Here is a 15850-nt window from a genome sequence, read left to right on the forward strand (position 1 = left end):
GAACTGGCCCGCGCCGCTGATGGCCAGGCGGCTGGCCTCGCACAGCAACCTTTGGCCGACATTTCCAAAGCGTTCGACAAGCTCGACCGCTGAGAAAGTGAAGTTGCACATCAGGCGCTCGATGACCCAGCCCCGCGCCTGATCTTCGACGCCGAGTTCAATACCGCGGCCTATCGCCAGTTCTCCGGAATCCACGGCCCTCTCGTACTCGCCGGTCGCAACGATGTTTTGTGCATAGCCCTGGCGGTACCGGCTGATCGAGGACGGGCCAAGGCCGATCAGGGTTTCGCACTGATCCTCGGTATAACCCTGGAAATTGCGGCGGATCTTGCCGGCGCGCGCCGCGACCGCCAGCGAATCGCCCGGCTTGGCGAAATGATCGAGCCCGAGCGCCTCGTAGCCGGCGTCGACGATCAGTCTCGCGGCGAGTTGCGACTGCGCCAGACGTGCGGCGGAATCGGGCAGCCACGCCTCATCGATCATCGTCTGATGCTTCTTGAACCAGGGCACATGCGCATAGCCGAACAGGGCCAGCCTGTCCGGCGCCAGCGTCAGCGCCTGGGCGACAGTCGCCGCAACGCTCTCGCAGGTCTGATGCGGCAGGCCGTACAGCAGGTCCAGATTGACGGACGTGACACCCCTCGCCCGCACCGCATCGACAATGCTTTTGGTCAGCGCAAAGCTCTGCTCGCGATTGATCGCCTTCTGCACTTTGGGATCGAAGTCCTGGACACCGAGGCTCGCTCTGGTCATGCCGATCGCAGCGAAGGCATCAAGCCGCCCTTCATCCATGTCGTTCGGATCGATCTCAACGCTGAGGCCGGCATCGTCGAGAAAGTCGAACCGATCCCGCAACGCTTTTCCGAGCATGAGGATGTCGTCGGGCTTCAGCATGGTCGGGGAGCCGCCGCCGAAATGGACGGCACGTACCTTGCCCCGGCCGCTCACAAGGCCGCCGACAGTTTCGATTTCCTTGTGGAGCGAGCGCAGAAAAGTGGCCACGGGCGCATAGTGCCGGGTCTGCTTGGTGTGGCAGGCGCAGAACCAGCACAGCCTGTCGCAATAGGGGATATGCAGATACAGCGATATCTCGTCATTGCCCTCAAGTGCATCCATCCAGCCGCGAACCGTTGCCGCGTCGACGCCCGGATGAAAGTGCGGGGCCGTCGGGTAGCTCGTATAACGCGGTACGTTGTCGCCAAGTCCCGCGGTTGGGGGGCCTGCGGTTGGGGTTGGGCGTGTTTCATAGGCAGTGGCGGCTGAGGTGCTCATACGGGCAAACTGCCGAAACTACCCCGACAAAGCCTTGATCTCGATCAAGGCGGCGCAGGGCGCAACCGGCGCAAGTTGCGGTCCCTGCTTCATTAAAGGCGTCGTATGGCCGTCAGACAGGATGCTCAACGAGTTGGCATTCCCGCGATTTGCGAATCCTGCGAAGCGCGCCATGGCGGGCTATGCGGCGCGCTCGAGGCCGGCCAGCTCGCCGAGTTGGCCAGGGCCTCATCGAGACATGAGGTCCTGGCCGGGACGGAACTTCCCGACGATGGCACCTACTCGAACGTGCTGTCCGGCGTGGTCAAGCTTACGAGAAACCTGTCGGACGGTCGTCAGCAGATTGTCGGGTTCCATTTCGCGCCCGATTTTCTAGGCAGGCCGTTCGAGGCAAAAAGGCCAATCAAGGCCGAAGCCTTGACGAAAATGACGCTTTGCTCGTTTCCGAGGGCGATCATCGACCGGATGATGGGCGACACGCCGGAGATCGGGCAAAGGCTGCTCCAGCACGCGCTGAACGAGCTCGACGAAGCGCGCGACTGGATGACGGCACTGGGGCACAAGACCGCGTCCGAAAAAGTAGCAAGCTTCCTTCTCATGATCGCCAGAAACATCGATCCGGCCAATCATCCGGCGGGCTCGACAAGCTTCGACCTGCCGCTGTCACGCGCGGATATCGCCGATTTTCTTGGACTGACCATCGAGACGGTAAGCCGCGAATTGTCCAGGCTGCGGTCGGATGGCGTGATCCGGATTGTAAACAAACGGCACATCAGCCTGGAAAGCGTGGCTCAGCTCGAGGAACGCCGCGGCGACTGAACAGCCGACGGCCCGCCTTCTCCCGCGCAAAGCAATCGGTGAGTTTCGGGCTCTCAGATCGGGCGTGGCTCCTGGCGCGGTCGTTGCTCCGACGGCCCTGGCGTTCTTGATGGCCGGCCCTGACGGCTCCCGAAAACAAAAGCTGTACCGTTTGACCTGGATCAAGGCTGTGAGGGTGGAAAATCCCGAAATGGTGCCGCGAGCGGTCATTTTCCGCTGGAACTTCGAGATCGGGGACTTGCGATGAGATTTGGCACGGAGATCGTCCTTCTAAGCCTGTTTGCCTTTGCGGCCCTAGTGGCTGCCGGCTTCGGCGCAGATGAGCCTTTTCGCCAGCATATGTGGGTGTTGTTCTTCGCGGTGGCTGGCTTCACCGCGATCCTGTTGCGCAACACGGATTTCAAGGCGGCAACTCCGGTCGACCCCTCGGCCTACATGGATGGTCCGATCCGTTACGGAGCGATCGCCACGGTGTTCTGGGGCGTCGTCGGCATGCTGGTCGGCGTTGTCATTGCTCTTCAGCTTGCCTACCCGGATCTCGATATCCAACCCTGGTTCAATTTTGGCCGCCTCCGGCCTCTGCATACTTCCGGCGTGATCTTCGCCTTTGGCGGCAACGCTCTTCTGTGCACGTCCATGTATGTCGTGCAGCGTACCTCGCGCGCGAGGCTGTTCGGCGGCGATCTCGCCTGGTTCGTCTTCTGGGGCTACCAGCTTTTCATCGTCATGGCCGCGACCGGCTATCTGCTCGGCATCACCGAAGGTCGCGAATATGCCGAGCCCGAATGGTATGTCGACCTCTGGCTGACGATCGTCTGGGTCGCCTACCTGATCCTTTTCCTTGGCACCATCCTCAAGCGCAAGGAACCGCATATCTACGTCGCCAACTGGTTCTACCTCTCCTTCATCGTGACCATTGCGATGCTGCATGTGGTCAACAACCTCTCGATGCCGGTGTCATTCCTAGGCTCGAAGAGCTACTCGGCATTCTCAGGCGTTCAGGACGCGCTGACCCAGTGGTGGTACGGCCATAATGCCGTCGGCTTCTTCCTGACCGCCGGCTTCCTCGGCATGATGTACTACTTCGTGCCGAAGCAGGTGAACCGCCCGGTCTACTCCTACCGCCTGTCGATCATCCACTTCTGGGCGCTGATCTTCCTCTACATCTGGGCCGGCCCCCATCACCTTCACTACACCGCCCTGCCCGATTGGGCGCAGACGCTCGGCATGGTGTTCTCGGTCATGCTGTGGATGCCCTCCTGGGGCGGCATGATCAACGGCCTGATGACCCTCTCCGGAGCCTGGGACAAGATCCGCACCGATCCGATCGTCCGCATGATGGTCGCGGCCATCGCTTTCTACGGCATGTCGACCTTCGAAGGCCCGATGATGTCGATCAAGGCCGTCAACTCGCTCTCGCACTACACGGACTGGACCATCGGCCATGTCCATTCCGGCGCGCTCGGCTGGGTCGGCATGATCTCGTTCGGCGCCATCTACTACATGGTGCCCAAGCTCTGGAACCGTGAGCGGCTCTATTCGATGCGTCTCGTCACCTGGCACTTCTGGCTGGCGACGCTCGGCATCGTCGTCTACGCGGCCGTGATGTGGGTTTCCGGCATCATGCAGGGCCTGATGTGGCGCGAGTACGACGAACAGGGTTTCCTCGTCTATTCATTCGCCGAGACCGTCGCCGCCATGCACCCCTACTACCTCATGCGCGCAGCGGGTGGCGCCATGTATCTCGCCGGTGCCCTGATCATGGCCTGGAACATCACCATGACCATCCTCGGCTACCAGCGCAAAGAACAACCACTGCCGGGTTCCGCACCCGCTCTCCAGCCTGCTCAATAAGGAGCCAGACATGGGTCTGATCGATAAACACTCCCTAATCGAGAAGAACGCCACGCTTCTTCTCGTCGGTTCCCTGCTGGTCGTCACGGTCGGCGGCATCGTCGAGATCGCACCGCTCTTCTATCTCGACAACACGATCGAGAAGGTGGACGGCATGCGGCCCTACACCCCGCTCGAGCTCGCCGGCCGCAACATCTATGTTCGCGAAGGTTGCTACCTCTGCCACAGCCAGATGATCCGACCCTTCCGGGACGAGGTCGAACGGTATGGCCACTACAGCCTGGCTGCCGAGTCCATGTACGATCATCCATTCCAGTGGGGATCGAAGCGGACCGGCCCTGATCTTGCGCGCGTCGGCGATCGCTACTCCAACGCCTGGCACGTCCAGCATCTCGACGATCCGCGCTCCGTCGTGCCGGAGTCGATCATGCCGAGCTACGCGTTCCTGAGAAACACGCCGATCGAGGTGAAGGACTTCTCGACGCATCTGGTCGCGAACAGGCGTGTCGGAGTGCCCTATTCCGATGACATGGTCTCGAACGCCAATGCAGACCTGATGGCTCAGGCAGACCCCAACGCGGACACGTCCGGACTGGAAAGCCGCTATCCGAAAGCCAAGGTCGGCGACTTCGACGGCAACCCCCAGCAGATCACCGAGATGGATGCGCTGGTCGCCTATCTGCAGATGCTCGGCACGCTGGTCGACTTCAAGAACTACGACGAAGCAGCCGGCTATCGCTGAGGAGAGCAATCGATGGACTACAATTTGATGCGTGAGTTCGCCGACAGCTGGGGCCTGCTTGCCATGGCCCTGTTCTTTGTCGGCTGCATAGCCTTCGCGCTTCGTCCGGGTGGCAAAGCGCATGCCGACCAGGCCGCACAGATTCCTCTCAAGGACGATTGATCATGAGCAGCGAGCATATCGACGAAATCTCGGGCATCACAACGACTGGGCACGAGTGGGACGGGATCAAGGAGCTCAACAATCCCCTGCCGCGGTGGTGGGTGATCACCTTCTACGTCACCATCGCCTGGGCGCTCGCCTATACGATCTTCTATCCCGCCTGGCCGATGCTGAGCTCGACCACCAGGGGCGTTCTGGGCTTTTCCAGCCGCAACGACGTCAAGAACGAATTGGCCGCCGCGGAAGCCGCCAAGGCCAAATACGTCGCGTCAATAGAGTCCAAGAGTGTTTCCGAAATCGCGGGCGACGATGCGCTGCGCGAGTTTGCCGTCGCGGCCGGCGGCGCGGCATTCAAGGTCAACTGCGTGCAATGCCACGGATCCGGCGCTCTGGGGTCGAAAGGATTTCCGAACCTCAACGATGACGATTGGCTCTGGGGAGGAAAGACGGAGCAGATCCAGCAGACGATCACGCACGGCGTCCGCTTCGCCGCGGACGCCGATACCCGCCAGTCCGAGATGCCTGCCTTCGCCGACGTGCTCCAGCCCGAGCAGGTCGCCCAGGTGAGCGCTTTCGTTGCCAGCCTGTCGGGCCCAGTGAAGGACAAGAGCCTGATCGAGCCCGGCGCCAAGGTTTTCGCGGACAATTGTGTCGCCTGCCATGGCGAGAACGCGAAGGGCAACAGGGAGCTCGGAGCACCCGATCTCACCGATGCGATCTGGCTCTACGGCCCCGGCGAAGCCGCCATTGCTGCTCAGGTGAAAGCTCCGAAGAACGGGGTGATGCCCGCCTGGGTCGGTCGTCTTGGCGAGACTACGGTCAAGGAACTGGCTGTCTATGTCCATTCGCTTGGCGGCGGAGAATAGAAGCGGGGACTATTCTCGGCCCTTGGCCGTTCAAGCGACGAGGCCCGGCCATGCCGGGCCTCGACTTGTTTTTGATGATTCAATTTGACCTGCATCAACGCGACGCGGCGTGAGCGATTGCAAGAGTGCCGGACAGAGGCGGCATCATTTCGCCGCGATTGGAGATTGGTCGTGCTGGATCAGACGCAGGTAGAACGGCTCGAGGCAGAAGCGGTCAACTCCGCCAAGACGCGACAGCCGCTGTACACGGCGCGCAAGAAGATTTTCCCTAAGCGTGCATCCGGCCGTTTCCGCCAGTTCAAATGGGTGGTGATGGCGATCACGCTCGGCATCTATTATCTGACGCCCTGGCTGCGCTGGGACCGCGGACCTTTCGCTCCCGACCAGGCCGTTCTCCTCGATCTGGCGAACCGTCGTTTCTATTTCTTCTTCATCGAGATCTGGCCGCAGGAATTCTACTACGTCGCCGGCCTTCTCATGATGGCGGGCGTCGGTCTTTTCCTGATCACATCCACGGTCGGGCGAGCCTGGTGCGGCTACACCTGCCCGCAAACCGTCTGGGTGGACCTGTTCCTCGTCGTGGAACGCGCGATCGAAGGCGACCGCAATGCGCGAATGAAGCTGGAGGCCGCTCCCTGGACGGCCCGCAAGCTCTTCCTGCGCACAATCAAGCATGCCACCTGGCTCATCATTGGAGCGGCCACCGGCGGCGCCTGGATCTTCTACTTCGCCGACGCGCCGACGCTGCTGCGTGAAGTGGTCACCGGCACGGCCGCGCCCGTCGCCTATGTCACGATCGCCGTCCTGACCGGCACCACCTATGTGTTCGGCGGACTGATGCGCGAGCAGGTCTGCACCTACATGTGCCCGTGGCCGCGCATCCAGGCGGCCATGCTCGACGAAAATTCGTTGACGGTGACATACAACGACTGGCGCGGCGAGCCGCGTTCGCGCCATGCCAAGAAGGCGGTGGCCGCCGGACAATCGGTCGGCGACTGCGTCGACTGCAACGCCTGCGTCGCCGTCTGCCCGATGGGCATCGACATCCGCGATGGCCAGCAGTTGGAGTGCATCACCTGCGCGCTCTGCATCGATGCCTGCGACGGCGTCATGGACAAGCTCGGCCGCGAGCGCGGGCTGATCTCCTACGCAACGCTGGCGGACTACAACGCCAACATGGCGCTGGCGACCGCCGGCGGCACCGGTCCGGTAAACCCGGCGCTTGTCAGGACGCCAAGCGGCAGCTTCGTCGACGGCCTGGCGCATTTCCATCTGGGCAAGATCTTCCGGTTGCGCACCTTCATCTACCTCGGCGCATGGTCGGCGATCGGGTTGGTGCTGGTCTATTCACTGCTGACGCGTGAGCGGCTGGAGCTGAATGTCCTGCACGACAGAAATCCGCAGTTCGTGACGCTTTCGGACGGCTCGATCCGGAACGGCTACACCGTCAAGCTGCTCAACATGGTCCCCGAGCCGAGGACGATCGAGGTTACCCTTGAAGGGCTCGACGACGCAGAAATGAGCATCGTCGGCATGGACCAGCCCGCGAGCCGCTCGTTTGCCACCCAGGTCGAACCCGATCGGCTGAAGATACTCAAGGTCTTTGTTCGTCAACCGGCGGACCAGATCAAAAAGCCGGTTCAACACTTCGAATTCCGCATCGAGGACAAGGCAAGTTCCGAATCCGCCGAATACACCGCCAGTTTCAACGCACCGGAGATCGGCAAATGAACACCCATGCACGAAAGCCGCGCGAGTTCACCGGCAGGCATATGCTGATCTCCATCCTTGCCTTCTTCGGGGTGGTGATCGGGGTCAATGTCACGATGGCCACACTCGCGCGCAAGAGCTGGACCGGGCTGGTCGTTGAGAACACCTATGTCGCCAGCCAGCAGTTCAACGAGGAAGCCAGGAAAGGAAGGGCGCAGGCAGCGCTCGGCTGGACGGGCAGGCTGACCATCGCCTCCGGCGACGTCCGCTACAGCCTTGTCGACGCCCAGGGCAAGCCGGTGCCGCTGCATGGCGTCAGGATGCTGTTCCGGCACCCGGCTTACGAAGCCGAGGACGAAGCCGTCACACTTGCCGCGGCGGCCGGCGGCACGCCTGCGAACACGCAGGAGTTTGCCGCCCGGCACACGCCGAAGGACGGCGTCTGGATCATCGAGATCGATGCCGACGCCGGATTGACGGCGCCGTTTCGCGATGTTCGCCGCATCATAATCTCGAAAGGAGCACTGCAATGAGCTGCTGCGCGCCGGGAGCCGAAATGGCCTTGGACGTCGTCAATGCAGCGTCCGCCTCGCCGTCGAGCGACGAGATCAAGCTCGCCAGCCGCTCTCTGGGCGGCGGCGTGCACCAGACCGAGCTGTCGGTACCGACAGTCCACTGCGGGGCTTGCATTCAGGCGATCGAGACCGCTCTCGCCAAGGTCGAGAACGTTGAGTCCGCCCGTGTCAATCTTTCGACCAAGCGCGTCTCGGTGCGCTGGCGTGGAGACAGCGTCCCGCCATTGTTCGCCATGCTCGGCCGGCTCGGCTACCAGGCACATCTGTTCGACCCGGACATTCACGAGAAGGACAAAACCCTTTCGGAGTTGATCCGGGCCGTCGCGGTCGCAGGCTTCGCAGCCGGCAACATCATGCTGCTTTCGGTGTCGGTCTGGTCCGGAGCCGAAGGCGCGACGCGGGATCTGTTTCACTGGATATCCGCGCTGATCGCCATCCCGGCGCTCGCCTTCGCCGGCGGAATCTATTTCCGTTCCGCCGCGAACGCACTTCGCCATGGCCGGATGAACATGGATGTGCCGATCGCGGTGGGTGTGTCCCTGGCTTACGCGATGAGCCTCTATGAGACCATCAATCACGGCGAGCATGCCTATTTCGACGCCTCGGTGTCGCTGCTCTTTTTCCTGCTGATCGGCCGCACGCTGGATCATGTGATGCGGGAACGGGCACGCACGGCCGTCAACGGCCTGTCGAGACTCGCGGCACGGGGCTCGGTGGTGCTGCGGGAAGACAATACGCGCGAATACGTGCCCGTCGCCGAACTCATGCCAGGAATGCGCCTGCTTATCGCGGCCGGAGAAAGGATACCGGTCGACGGCGATATACTCAGCGGCAATTCCGACCTCGATTGCTCGCTCGTCTCCGGCGAAAGCACGCCCAAGGCCGTGGGTGCCGGGGCACATGTCCAGGCCGGAACGCTCAACCTCACCGGCCCGCTGACGATGCAGGCGACCGCCGCCGCGAAGGATTCCTTCCTGGCCGAAATGGTTCGGCTGATGGAGGCCGCCGAAGGCGGCCGCTCGCAATACAGAAGGATTGCCGACCGGGTGTCGGCACTCTACGCGCCGGTGGTTCATATCGCCGCCTTTGCGACGTTCATCGGCTGGATGGTGGCGTCCGGCGACTGGCACCGCGCCGTCACCATCGCCATCGCCGTGCTCATCATCACTTGCCCCTGCGCTCTCGGCCTTGCGGTGCCGATCGTTCAGGTCGTGGCGGCCCGGCGCCTGTTCGAAGCCGGGGTCATGGTCAAGGATGGCTCGGCCCTGGAGCGTCTCGCCGCGATCGATACGGCGGTGTTCGACAAGACCGGAACGCTGACTTTAGGACAGCCAAGGCTGGTCAACGCATCCGAGATCGATCCGACCATGCTCGCGATGGCCGCCGACATAGCGGCTCATTCGCGGCATCCGTTTTCAAAGGCTATTGCCGCCTATGCGGGCTTTGCCGGTCAGCCCAAGCTCGACTCGGTGCGAGAAGAACCCGGCTTCGGCGTCGAAGCGGCCGCTGGAGATGACATCTGGCGCCTCGGCCGAGGCGGATGGGCCGGCTGGAAGGCCCGGACCGGCGGCGAAGGCAAGATCGGCGGCTATGGCGGCACGGTGCTTTCGAGGAATGGCAGCATCGTCGCATGCTTCGCTTTCGAGGATGCGGCTCGATCGGACGCCCAGGCGGCGATTCAGCAGCTGAAGGGCGCCGGCGTGTCGGTGGATATGCTGTCCGGCGATACCGAGAAAGCCTGCAGCCAGGTTGCCACCGCATTGGGAATTGAAAGTTTCGTGCCGGCGCTGCTGCCCTCGGGAAAGGTCGAGTGGATCGAGTCGCTGACCCGCGCGGGACACAAGGTGCTGATGGTGGGCGACGGCCTCAACGACACACCGGCGCTGCGAGCGGCACATGTCTCGATCGCCCCCGCGACCGCGGCCGATATCGGCCGCGGTCGCGGGGGCGATCGAGACCTGAAGGCTCTCGCGCAGGAAGACGAAGTCCGCGGCCTGGCGGCCGATATCGGCCGCCAGGCCGCGGACTTCGTCTTCCTGCGCGAGAGCCTTCAGGCAGTTCCCCTTGCCGTCGATATCTCTCGGAAGGCAGGCCGGCTCATTCGCCAGAACATCGCCGTCGCGATCGTCTACAACGCCCTTGCCGTGCCGATCGCCATTCTCGGATATGTGACGCCGCTCATCGCGGCGATCGCCATGTCCGCCTCCTCGCTGATCGTGATCGGCAACGCGATGCGGCTTCAGGCTACGGTGAAAGCGGTGCCGGAAGTGCTTCGGACCCGGCACCGCACGGACACCGTGGAAGCGACCCATCCATGACCACGCTTGTCTATCTCATTCCCGTGGCCCTGTTCTTGGGAGCGCTCGGTCTGTCCTGCTTCCTGTGGGCATTGCGCAGCGGCCAATACGAGGATCTCGACGGAGCCGCGGAGCGGATACTGATCGAGCCCGATGACCGGCCCGACAAAGGCTGACGATCAAACTGACGCAGATCAAAGCGCTGCCGTTCCCGGCGCTTCAAAAAGGGGCCTGATGGAGAGCAGGAAATGCCGATGCAAGCCCAGGCCATCATGACAACGCCGGTGATCTCAATCGATGCTTCGGCCTCGATCGCCAAAGCGGCCGATCTGATGCTGACCAGGAAAATCAGTTGTCTGCCGGTCACACGCGACGGCGCCATGGCCGGGATCATAAGCGAAGGCGACTTCCTGCGCCGTCAAGAGCTCGGCACCCAGCGTGTTCGTCCTCGCTGGCTGGAATTTCTGGCTGGCCCCGGCAAGGTCGCCGATGAATATGTCCACGCGAACGGACGCCGCGTAGGCGAGGTGATGACGACAGAAGTCGTCTCCGCGCCGCCAGGCACGTCGCTTGCCGAGATCGTCGAATTGATGGCTCGCTACGACATCAAGACTGTACCTATCGTCGACGCCGGCGAAATCGTCGGCATCGTCACCCGCTCGGATTTGTTGCGGGCCCTGCTTCGGATCCTGCCCAAATCAAGCGCGGCGACCGCCGATGACGAGTTGATACGCAGGACCATTGTGGCCGAGCTGCAGCAGCAGTCCTGGAGCGGGGGCGACCTGATCGGCGTTACCGTCGACAAGGGCGTCGTCGAATTGAATGGCGCGATTTTCGACGAGCGTCAGCGAAAGGCCGCCATCGTTGCCGCCGAGAACGTCGCCGGCGTCAAGAAAGTTACGGACAAACTGTTCTGCGCTGGCCCTCTGTCGGTCGTGCTTGTCTCCTAGGGTGGCTCATAGTTTCACGGAAACGCAGAACCCCTCTATCTCCTTGTTTTCACGCAATTCCGGACGGAAAACCGTTACACACTTTTCCTGGAATTGCTCTAGATCGCCGCTGCGGCCAATAACGGTCGCAGCAACAACAGGGCGAATCCAAGAAGGGCCGCGCCGGCAACCTTGTCCGCCATGCTCCTGCCTCCGCGTAGCCGCTTGCCGAACAAAAGCCAGAGCGATCCCGTGGCTGCCGTCATCCCAAGGAGCACGATCCAGTAGGCGCCCAAAACGTGCGGCTTGGCATTCATCGGCACCATCGCCAGGCAGTAGATAAACGCCTTCGGATTGAGGGCGGTGGTTGCCAGCACCGAAAGGCTGTCGCCGCTTTCGGATACGTTGATCGGGTTGCTGGCCATCAAACGCAGGCCCAGAACCACAAGCCACCCGGCTGCGATCAGTTTGAGTATCTGGATGGCGTCAGCCGGCATCAATGGGCGTAACGAAAGCCAGAGCGCCGCCGCGATCCCGTATCCGCATGCTTGCGCGGCCAGGAGCGTAATCGCCCTCTTTCGCTTGACCGCCCCCGCCATCAGGAGAGCGTTGGTCGGCCCTGGCGCGGCAAAGAGCAGAAACGCTTCGAGAAGAAATAGACCGTTCAATCTGCCTGACCCCGTGGATGCGGATCCATCATCCGCAAAAGCTGCGCGAACGCCACCCGAAGCTTCAATAGGACATCAAGCGGTTGATGCCGGACTGCTGAATCAGCGTCCGCGTAACACCGCCGAAGGCCCATTCCCTCAGCCGGCTGTGGCCGTAGGCGCCCGTCACGATCAGGTCGGCATGGATCGAGCGCGCAAATGCCGTCAGGCTGTCGCCGTCCGCCTCGCCGGAGATCACTTCGGTTCGCGCCGTGATGCCGTGATGCTCCAGAAATACCGCGACGTCGGCGAGGCTGTTGCGAACTTCTTCTCCGGAGACGGGTTCCATCGTGGCGACGACCACTTCGTTGGCCCTGGCCAGGAACGGCAAGGAGTCGGACAAGGCCCTGCGGGCTTCCCTGCTGTCCTTCCAGGCGACAAGGACAGTCTTTCCCAAAAGGTGCTCGGCATTGCTCGCGGCGACCAGCACCGGGCGGCCAGCGCCGAGCACGAGGCTTCCGATATCGACGGCGCGAAAGACATCCTCCCCTCCATCACCGGTCACGATAAGGTCGGCCGAACGGGCGGCTATGCCGAGAGCACGTGTCGGACCGCAGATGTACTGCGTCCATTCACTGCTTATCGAGGCCGGGACAAGCTTCTCGAAAATGTCGCGCAGTTCGGCAAGACGCTTCTCGATTTCGGTGCGAGCTATCTGCATGACCTCGCCTTCGTAGACCAGGCCTTCTCCCGTCGACACCAAGGGCGGAACGTCCGCGGCAGCGAGGCCGACGAGGTGAGCATCAAAGCGCTGCGCGAGTTCCGTTGCCAGCTTTATGATCGGCGCGGGGTTTGCATCAACGGCCAGATTGACGACTATCGTTTTGTAGGACATGCGGGCACCTTGCTCGATGCGGAAAGTCTGCGTCATTTTGCAGTGTGTTGGAGGTGCAGTGCCTTGATACCGATCAAAATCGCCGCAGCGACTGTTTGGCGGGTAAAAAGATGAGTGCTACATCATCGACCGCTGCTGTACTTCAATCCGGAGAATGCTCGTGAGCAAAAAGGGAGAAGCTTCACCCGAAGCCATCGCCGCGGCACTTCCGGTATCCGGCGATGAAATGGGGCGAGACTACCTGCCGGAACCTGAGCTTCTCGCGCTGATGTTCGAGCAGGCTCCTGGCTTCATGACCGTGCTCAGCGAGCCGGGCCACGTTTTCCAGTTGACCAATGCCGCTTATCAACGGCTGATCGGCCGGCGGCAGGTCATCGGCAAGTCGGTCAGCGAAGCCTTGCCCGAGCTCGAGGGCCAGGGGTTCTTCGAATTGCTCGACCGTGTCAGCGAAACCGGCGAGCCCTATGTCGGCCGCAATGCCAAAATCGTCCTGCGCAACCCTGAAACCGGCCTCGCGGAGGAGCGTATCCTCGACTTCGTCTACCAGCCCATCAGAGCCAAGGACGGCCGGATCACCGCGATCTTCGTTCAGGGCACGGATGTCAGCGACCTGTCGTTCGCCAACGCTGCATTGCAGTTGCGCGAGGATCACCTGCGTTCGATCCTGGCGACAGTGCCCGACGCGATGATCGTCATCGACGAACGCGGCCTTATCCAATCCTTCAGCACGGCGGCCGAGACGTTGTTCGGCTACAAGGCCAGCGAAGTCATCGGTCAAAACGTCAGGTTGCTGATGCCCTCGCCATACCGGAATGAGCATGACGCATATTTGCAGCGTTACCTGACGACGGGAGAGCGCCGCATCATCGGGCTGGGCCGCACGGTAACCGGAATGCGCAAGGACGGATCGACCTTTCCGATGGAACTCGCGGTCGGTGAAATGCATCCGGGAACGGGCCGCTTCTTCACCGGCTTCTGCCGCGACCTGACGGAACGCCATAAAACGGAAGCCAGGATGCAGGAGCAGCAGCAGGAACTGCTTCACATGGCGCGGTTCACCGCGCTCGGCGAAATGGCCTCGACGCTGGCGCATGAGATAAACCAGCCGCTGACGGCCATCACGAACTATCTCAAAGGCAGCCGCCGCCTCCTCGAGAAGAGCAAGGACGACAATGCCGCCATGTTGCAGGAGGCTGTCGAGAAGGCTGCCGACCAGGCCTTGCGCGCCGGCGACGTCATCCGCCGTCTCAGGGATTTTGTCGCCAGGGGTGAAAGCGAGCATACGGTGGAACGTCTGCCAACGCTCATCGACGACGCCTCGTCGCTCGCCCTGGTTGGCGCCAAGGAAGCGGACGTGCGCGTCAGTTACGATCTCGATCCGGCGGCCGAGCTTGTATTGACCGACAGAATCCAGATCGAGCAGGTATTGCTGAACCTGATGAGAAACGCCGTGGAGGCCATGCACGGTGCGCCACGTCGGGAATTGCATGTCGCAACCAAAGCGCGGCGCGATGGCATGATGGAGGTTGGCGTCATCGACACCGGCCCGGGGCTGGCGCCAGAGGTTTCGGCGCAGCTCTTCCAGCCTTTCGTGACCACCAAGAAGCACGGGATGGGTGTCGGCCTGTCCATTTGTCGCACTATCGTCGAGTCCCACGGTGGTCATATCTGGGCAGAGTCGCCACCCGGCGGTGGCACCGCGTTTCGGTTCACGCTGCGCGCTGTAGAAAAGGAAGAGGTTGCCAGTGGCCAATGATGTCGTGCATGTCGTCGACGACGATGTCGATGTTCGCAAATCGCTGGGCTTCCTGCTCGCGACGGCCGACTTTGCCGTGCGCCTGCATGAATCGGCAACTGCGTTCCTGGCGACGGAACCGAAGGAGATCGACGGCTGCATCGTCACCGACGTGCGCATGCCCGGCATCGACGGCATCGAATTCCTGCGGCAACTGAAAGCCCGTGGCCTGAGCGTGCCCGTAATCGTGATGACGGGGCATGCCGATGTCGCCCTGGCCGTCCAGGCGATGAAGGAAGGCGCCTCCGACTTCATCGAGAAGCCGTTCGACGACGAGGTGCTCATCGATGCAATTCGCTCTGCCCTGGACAACCGAAGTCAAGCGGTAGCCACGCACCCGCAATCGGCCGAGATCCGGAAGAACCTTGCCACCCTGTCAGAGCGGGAGCGCCAGGTGCTCGACGGGCTTGTCTCCGGGTTGCCGAACAAAACGATTGCCTATGATCTCGGGATCAGTCCACGCACGGTCGAAATCCATCGCGCCAACGTTATGAGCAAGATGGGCGCCGGCAGCCTTTCGCACCTGGTGCGCATGGCCCTGATCGCTGAACCCAAACCTTAGAGCAATTCCGGGAAAAGTGCGCAGCGGTTTTCCGTCCGGAATTGCCGCCTTAAGACAGGTTTCGAAGCGAAGCCGTCTTATCTTTTCGGAGGTCCCAGTCGCGCCAGTGGGTCGGCCGGATATCGACGCGCGCACCGGTAACGGCATCCCGCCACCCTTCCCGACCTCTTTCGCAAGGAAATACAAGCGCGTGCAAGCCATCCTCGTCCAGAACGGCTAGTTCGAGGCTACGGCCAAACGGAGCACTTGCTATTGGATTCCACATTTAGCCAACTTGGGCCGAAATGAAGTTCCGCGCTTTGACTTGAATCAGTTTTGGCCGGTTGGGTCGACCCCGCCCCCCCGGCGACCGGCTTGCAATCTCCTTCAGCAGCCGAACGAGATCTCGTTTCGTGGCGTGCCGAACAGATCCGGCGCCGCGTAATTTGACATAGCTCAAAGCGGAGCCCTGCCCCGGTCCGTAGGTTGGCTCCAGCAGACCGAACCGTCGCAGCCTGCGGCGTCGCTTCCTGCAGAGGAGTTCAGCATGAATTACCAGCGGTTCTTCGAAGACGCGATCGACCAGCTCCATGCGGAGCGGCGCTACCGGGTTTTCGCCGACCTCGAACGCATCGTGGGCAAGTTCCCGCGCGCCATCTGGCGCTCGAACGGCCGCGCCCAGGAAATCACCGTCTGGTGCTCCAACGACTATCTCGGCATGGGCCAGAACGGCGATGTGATTACCG

General features: G+C 62.1%; 15 protein-coding genes and 1 pseudogene. 13 read left to right on the forward strand and 3 right to left on the reverse strand.

Annotation, left to right across the window (positions count from 1 at the left end; translation table 11 throughout):
• On the reverse strand, positions 1-1272 hold a 1272-nt coding region (hemN, locus tag EOA38_RS10630; protein WP_127299164.1), incomplete at its 3' end, for an oxygen-independent coproporphyrinogen III oxidase.
• A gap of 105 nt (positions 1273-1377) precedes the next feature.
• On the opposite strand from hemN, the gene EOA38_RS10635 reads away from it, so the two are divergent.
• The 10 genes from EOA38_RS10635 to EOA38_RS10680 all read left to right on the forward strand — a co-directional run bounded on the left by EOA38_RS10635 (position 1378) and on the right by EOA38_RS10680 (position 11247).
• Positions 1378-2091 carry a Crp/Fnr family transcriptional regulator gene (locus EOA38_RS10635; protein ID WP_126095559.1) on the forward strand — a complete coding sequence of 238 codons (714 nt, stop codon included), beginning with the start codon at positions 1378-1380 and terminating at the stop codon, positions 2089-2091.
• Positions 2092-2334: 243 nt separating this feature from the next.
• Positions 2335-3945 carry a cytochrome-c oxidase, cbb3-type subunit I gene (gene ccoN, locus EOA38_RS10640; RefSeq protein ID WP_126095560.1) on the forward strand — a complete coding sequence of 537 codons (1611 nt, stop codon included), beginning with the start codon at positions 2335-2337 and terminating at the stop codon, positions 3943-3945.
• A gap of 10 nt (positions 3946-3955) precedes the next feature.
• Positions 3956-4687 (forward strand): cytochrome-c oxidase, cbb3-type subunit II, encoded by a 732-nt coding sequence (gene ccoO, locus EOA38_RS10645; RefSeq protein WP_126095561.1) that lies wholly within the window; start codon positions 3956-3958, stop codon positions 4685-4687.
• Positions 4688-4699: 12 nt separating this feature from the next.
• Positions 4700-4849 (forward strand): cbb3-type cytochrome c oxidase subunit 3, encoded by a 150-nt coding sequence (locus EOA38_RS10650; RefSeq protein ID WP_126095562.1) that lies wholly within the window; start codon positions 4700-4702, stop codon positions 4847-4849.
• A 2-nt stretch (positions 4850-4851) separates the two neighbouring features.
• On the forward strand, positions 4852-5715 hold the full coding sequence (gene ccoP / locus EOA38_RS10655; RefSeq protein ID WP_126095563.1) for a cytochrome-c oxidase, cbb3-type subunit III: 864 nt from the start codon (positions 4852-4854) through the stop codon (positions 5713-5715).
• A gap of 171 nt (positions 5716-5886) precedes the next feature.
• Positions 5887-7446: a cytochrome c oxidase accessory protein CcoG gene (gene ccoG, locus EOA38_RS10660; RefSeq protein ID WP_126095564.1), complete on the forward strand. Its 1560-nt coding sequence runs from the start codon at positions 5887-5889 to the stop codon at positions 7444-7446.
• Positions 7443-7958 carry a FixH family protein gene (locus EOA38_RS10665; RefSeq protein WP_126095565.1) on the forward strand — a complete coding sequence of 172 codons (516 nt, stop codon included), beginning with the start codon at positions 7443-7445 and terminating at the stop codon, positions 7956-7958. Before ccoG ends, EOA38_RS10665 begins: the two co-directional genes overlap by 4 nt.
• Positions 7955-10318: a cation-translocating P-type ATPase gene (locus EOA38_RS10670; protein WP_127299165.1), complete on the forward strand. Its 2364-nt coding sequence runs from the start codon at positions 7955-7957 to the stop codon at positions 10316-10318. The genes EOA38_RS10665 and EOA38_RS10670 overlap by 4 nt, the downstream gene beginning before the upstream one ends.
• The gene (ccoS, locus tag EOA38_RS10675; RefSeq protein WP_126095567.1) at positions 10315-10473 is read left to right on the forward strand and encodes a cbb3-type cytochrome oxidase assembly protein CcoS; all 159 of its coding nucleotides are present in this window, start codon (positions 10315-10317) and stop codon (positions 10471-10473) included. Before EOA38_RS10670 ends, ccoS begins: the two co-directional genes overlap by 4 nt.
• Positions 10474-10545: 72 nt before the next feature.
• Positions 10546-11247 (forward strand): CBS domain-containing protein, encoded by a 702-nt coding sequence (locus tag EOA38_RS10680; RefSeq protein WP_348627516.1) that lies wholly within the window; start codon positions 10546-10548, stop codon positions 11245-11247.
• A gap of 98 nt (positions 11248-11345) precedes the next feature.
• Here the strand turns inward: EOA38_RS10680 and EOA38_RS10685 are convergent, their stop codons facing one another.
• Positions 11346-11894: a hypothetical protein gene (locus EOA38_RS10685; protein ID WP_126095568.1), complete on the reverse strand. Its 549-nt coding sequence runs from the start codon at positions 11892-11894 to the stop codon at positions 11346-11348.
• Between the two features lie 64 nt (positions 11895-11958).
• A complete protein-coding gene (locus tag EOA38_RS10690) occupies positions 11959-12768 on the reverse strand; it encodes a universal stress protein (RefSeq protein ID WP_127299166.1) in 810 nt (269 codons plus the stop codon).
• A 226-nt stretch (positions 12769-12994) separates the two neighbouring features.
• On the opposite strand from EOA38_RS10690, the gene EOA38_RS10695 reads away from it, so the two are divergent.
• The 3 genes and pseudogenes from EOA38_RS10695 to EOA38_RS10710 all read left to right on the forward strand — a co-directional run.
• A complete protein-coding gene (locus EOA38_RS10695) occupies positions 12995-14524 on the forward strand; it encodes a PAS domain S-box protein (RefSeq protein ID WP_126096044.1) in 1530 nt (509 codons plus the stop codon).
• Positions 14514-15125, forward strand: a complete 612-nt coding sequence (gene fixJ / locus EOA38_RS10700) for a response regulator FixJ (protein ID WP_127299167.1) — start codon at positions 14514-14516, stop codon at positions 15123-15125. Before EOA38_RS10695 ends, fixJ begins: the two co-directional genes overlap by 11 nt.
• Positions 15126-15651: 526 nt before the next feature.
• A pseudogene (locus EOA38_RS10710) lies at positions 15652-15850 on the forward strand (5-aminolevulinate synthase); the annotation flags it as partial.

The organism is Mesorhizobium sp. M1E.F.Ca.ET.041.01.1.1 (genome assembly GCF_003997355.1).
In the GTDB taxonomy this organism is placed as follows: Bacteria; Pseudomonadota; Alphaproteobacteria; order Rhizobiales; family Rhizobiaceae; genus Mesorhizobium.

Bases quoted from the DNA above. Each gene is read 5' to 3' on its own strand.
- EOA38_RS10635 (WP_126095559.1), top strand. From the start codon at position 1,378: ATGGCCGTCAGACAGGATGCTCAACGAGTTGGCATTCCCGCGATTTGC.
- ccoN (WP_126095560.1), top strand. From the start codon at position 2,335: ATGAGATTTGGCACGGAGATCGTCCTTCTAAGCCTGTTTGCCTTTGCG.
- ccoO (WP_126095561.1), top strand. From the start codon at position 3,956: ATGGGTCTGATCGATAAACACTCCCTAATCGAGAAGAACGCCACGCTT.
- EOA38_RS10650 (WP_126095562.1), top strand. From the start codon at position 4,700: ATGGACTACAATTTGATGCGTGAGTTCGCCGACAGCTGGGGCCTGCTT.
- ccoP (WP_126095563.1), top strand. From the start codon at position 4,852: ATGAGCAGCGAGCATATCGACGAAATCTCGGGCATCACAACGACTGGG.
- EOA38_RS10665 (WP_126095565.1), top strand. From the start codon at position 7,443: ATGAACACCCATGCACGAAAGCCGCGCGAGTTCACCGGCAGGCATATG.
- EOA38_RS10670 (WP_127299165.1), top strand. From the start codon at position 7,955: ATGAGCTGCTGCGCGCCGGGAGCCGAAATGGCCTTGGACGTCGTCAAT.
- ccoS (WP_126095567.1), top strand. From the start codon at position 10,315: ATGACCACGCTTGTCTATCTCATTCCCGTGGCCCTGTTCTTGGGAGCG.
- EOA38_RS10680 (WP_348627516.1), top strand. From the start codon at position 10,546: ATGCCGATGCAAGCCCAGGCCATCATGACAACGCCGGTGATCTCAATC.
- EOA38_RS10690 (WP_127299166.1), bottom strand. From the start codon at position 12,768: ATGTCCTACAAAACGATAGTCGTCAATCTGGCCGTTGATGCAAACCCC.
- EOA38_RS10695 (WP_126096044.1), top strand. From the start codon at position 12,995: ATGGGGCGAGACTACCTGCCGGAACCTGAGCTTCTCGCGCTGATGTTC.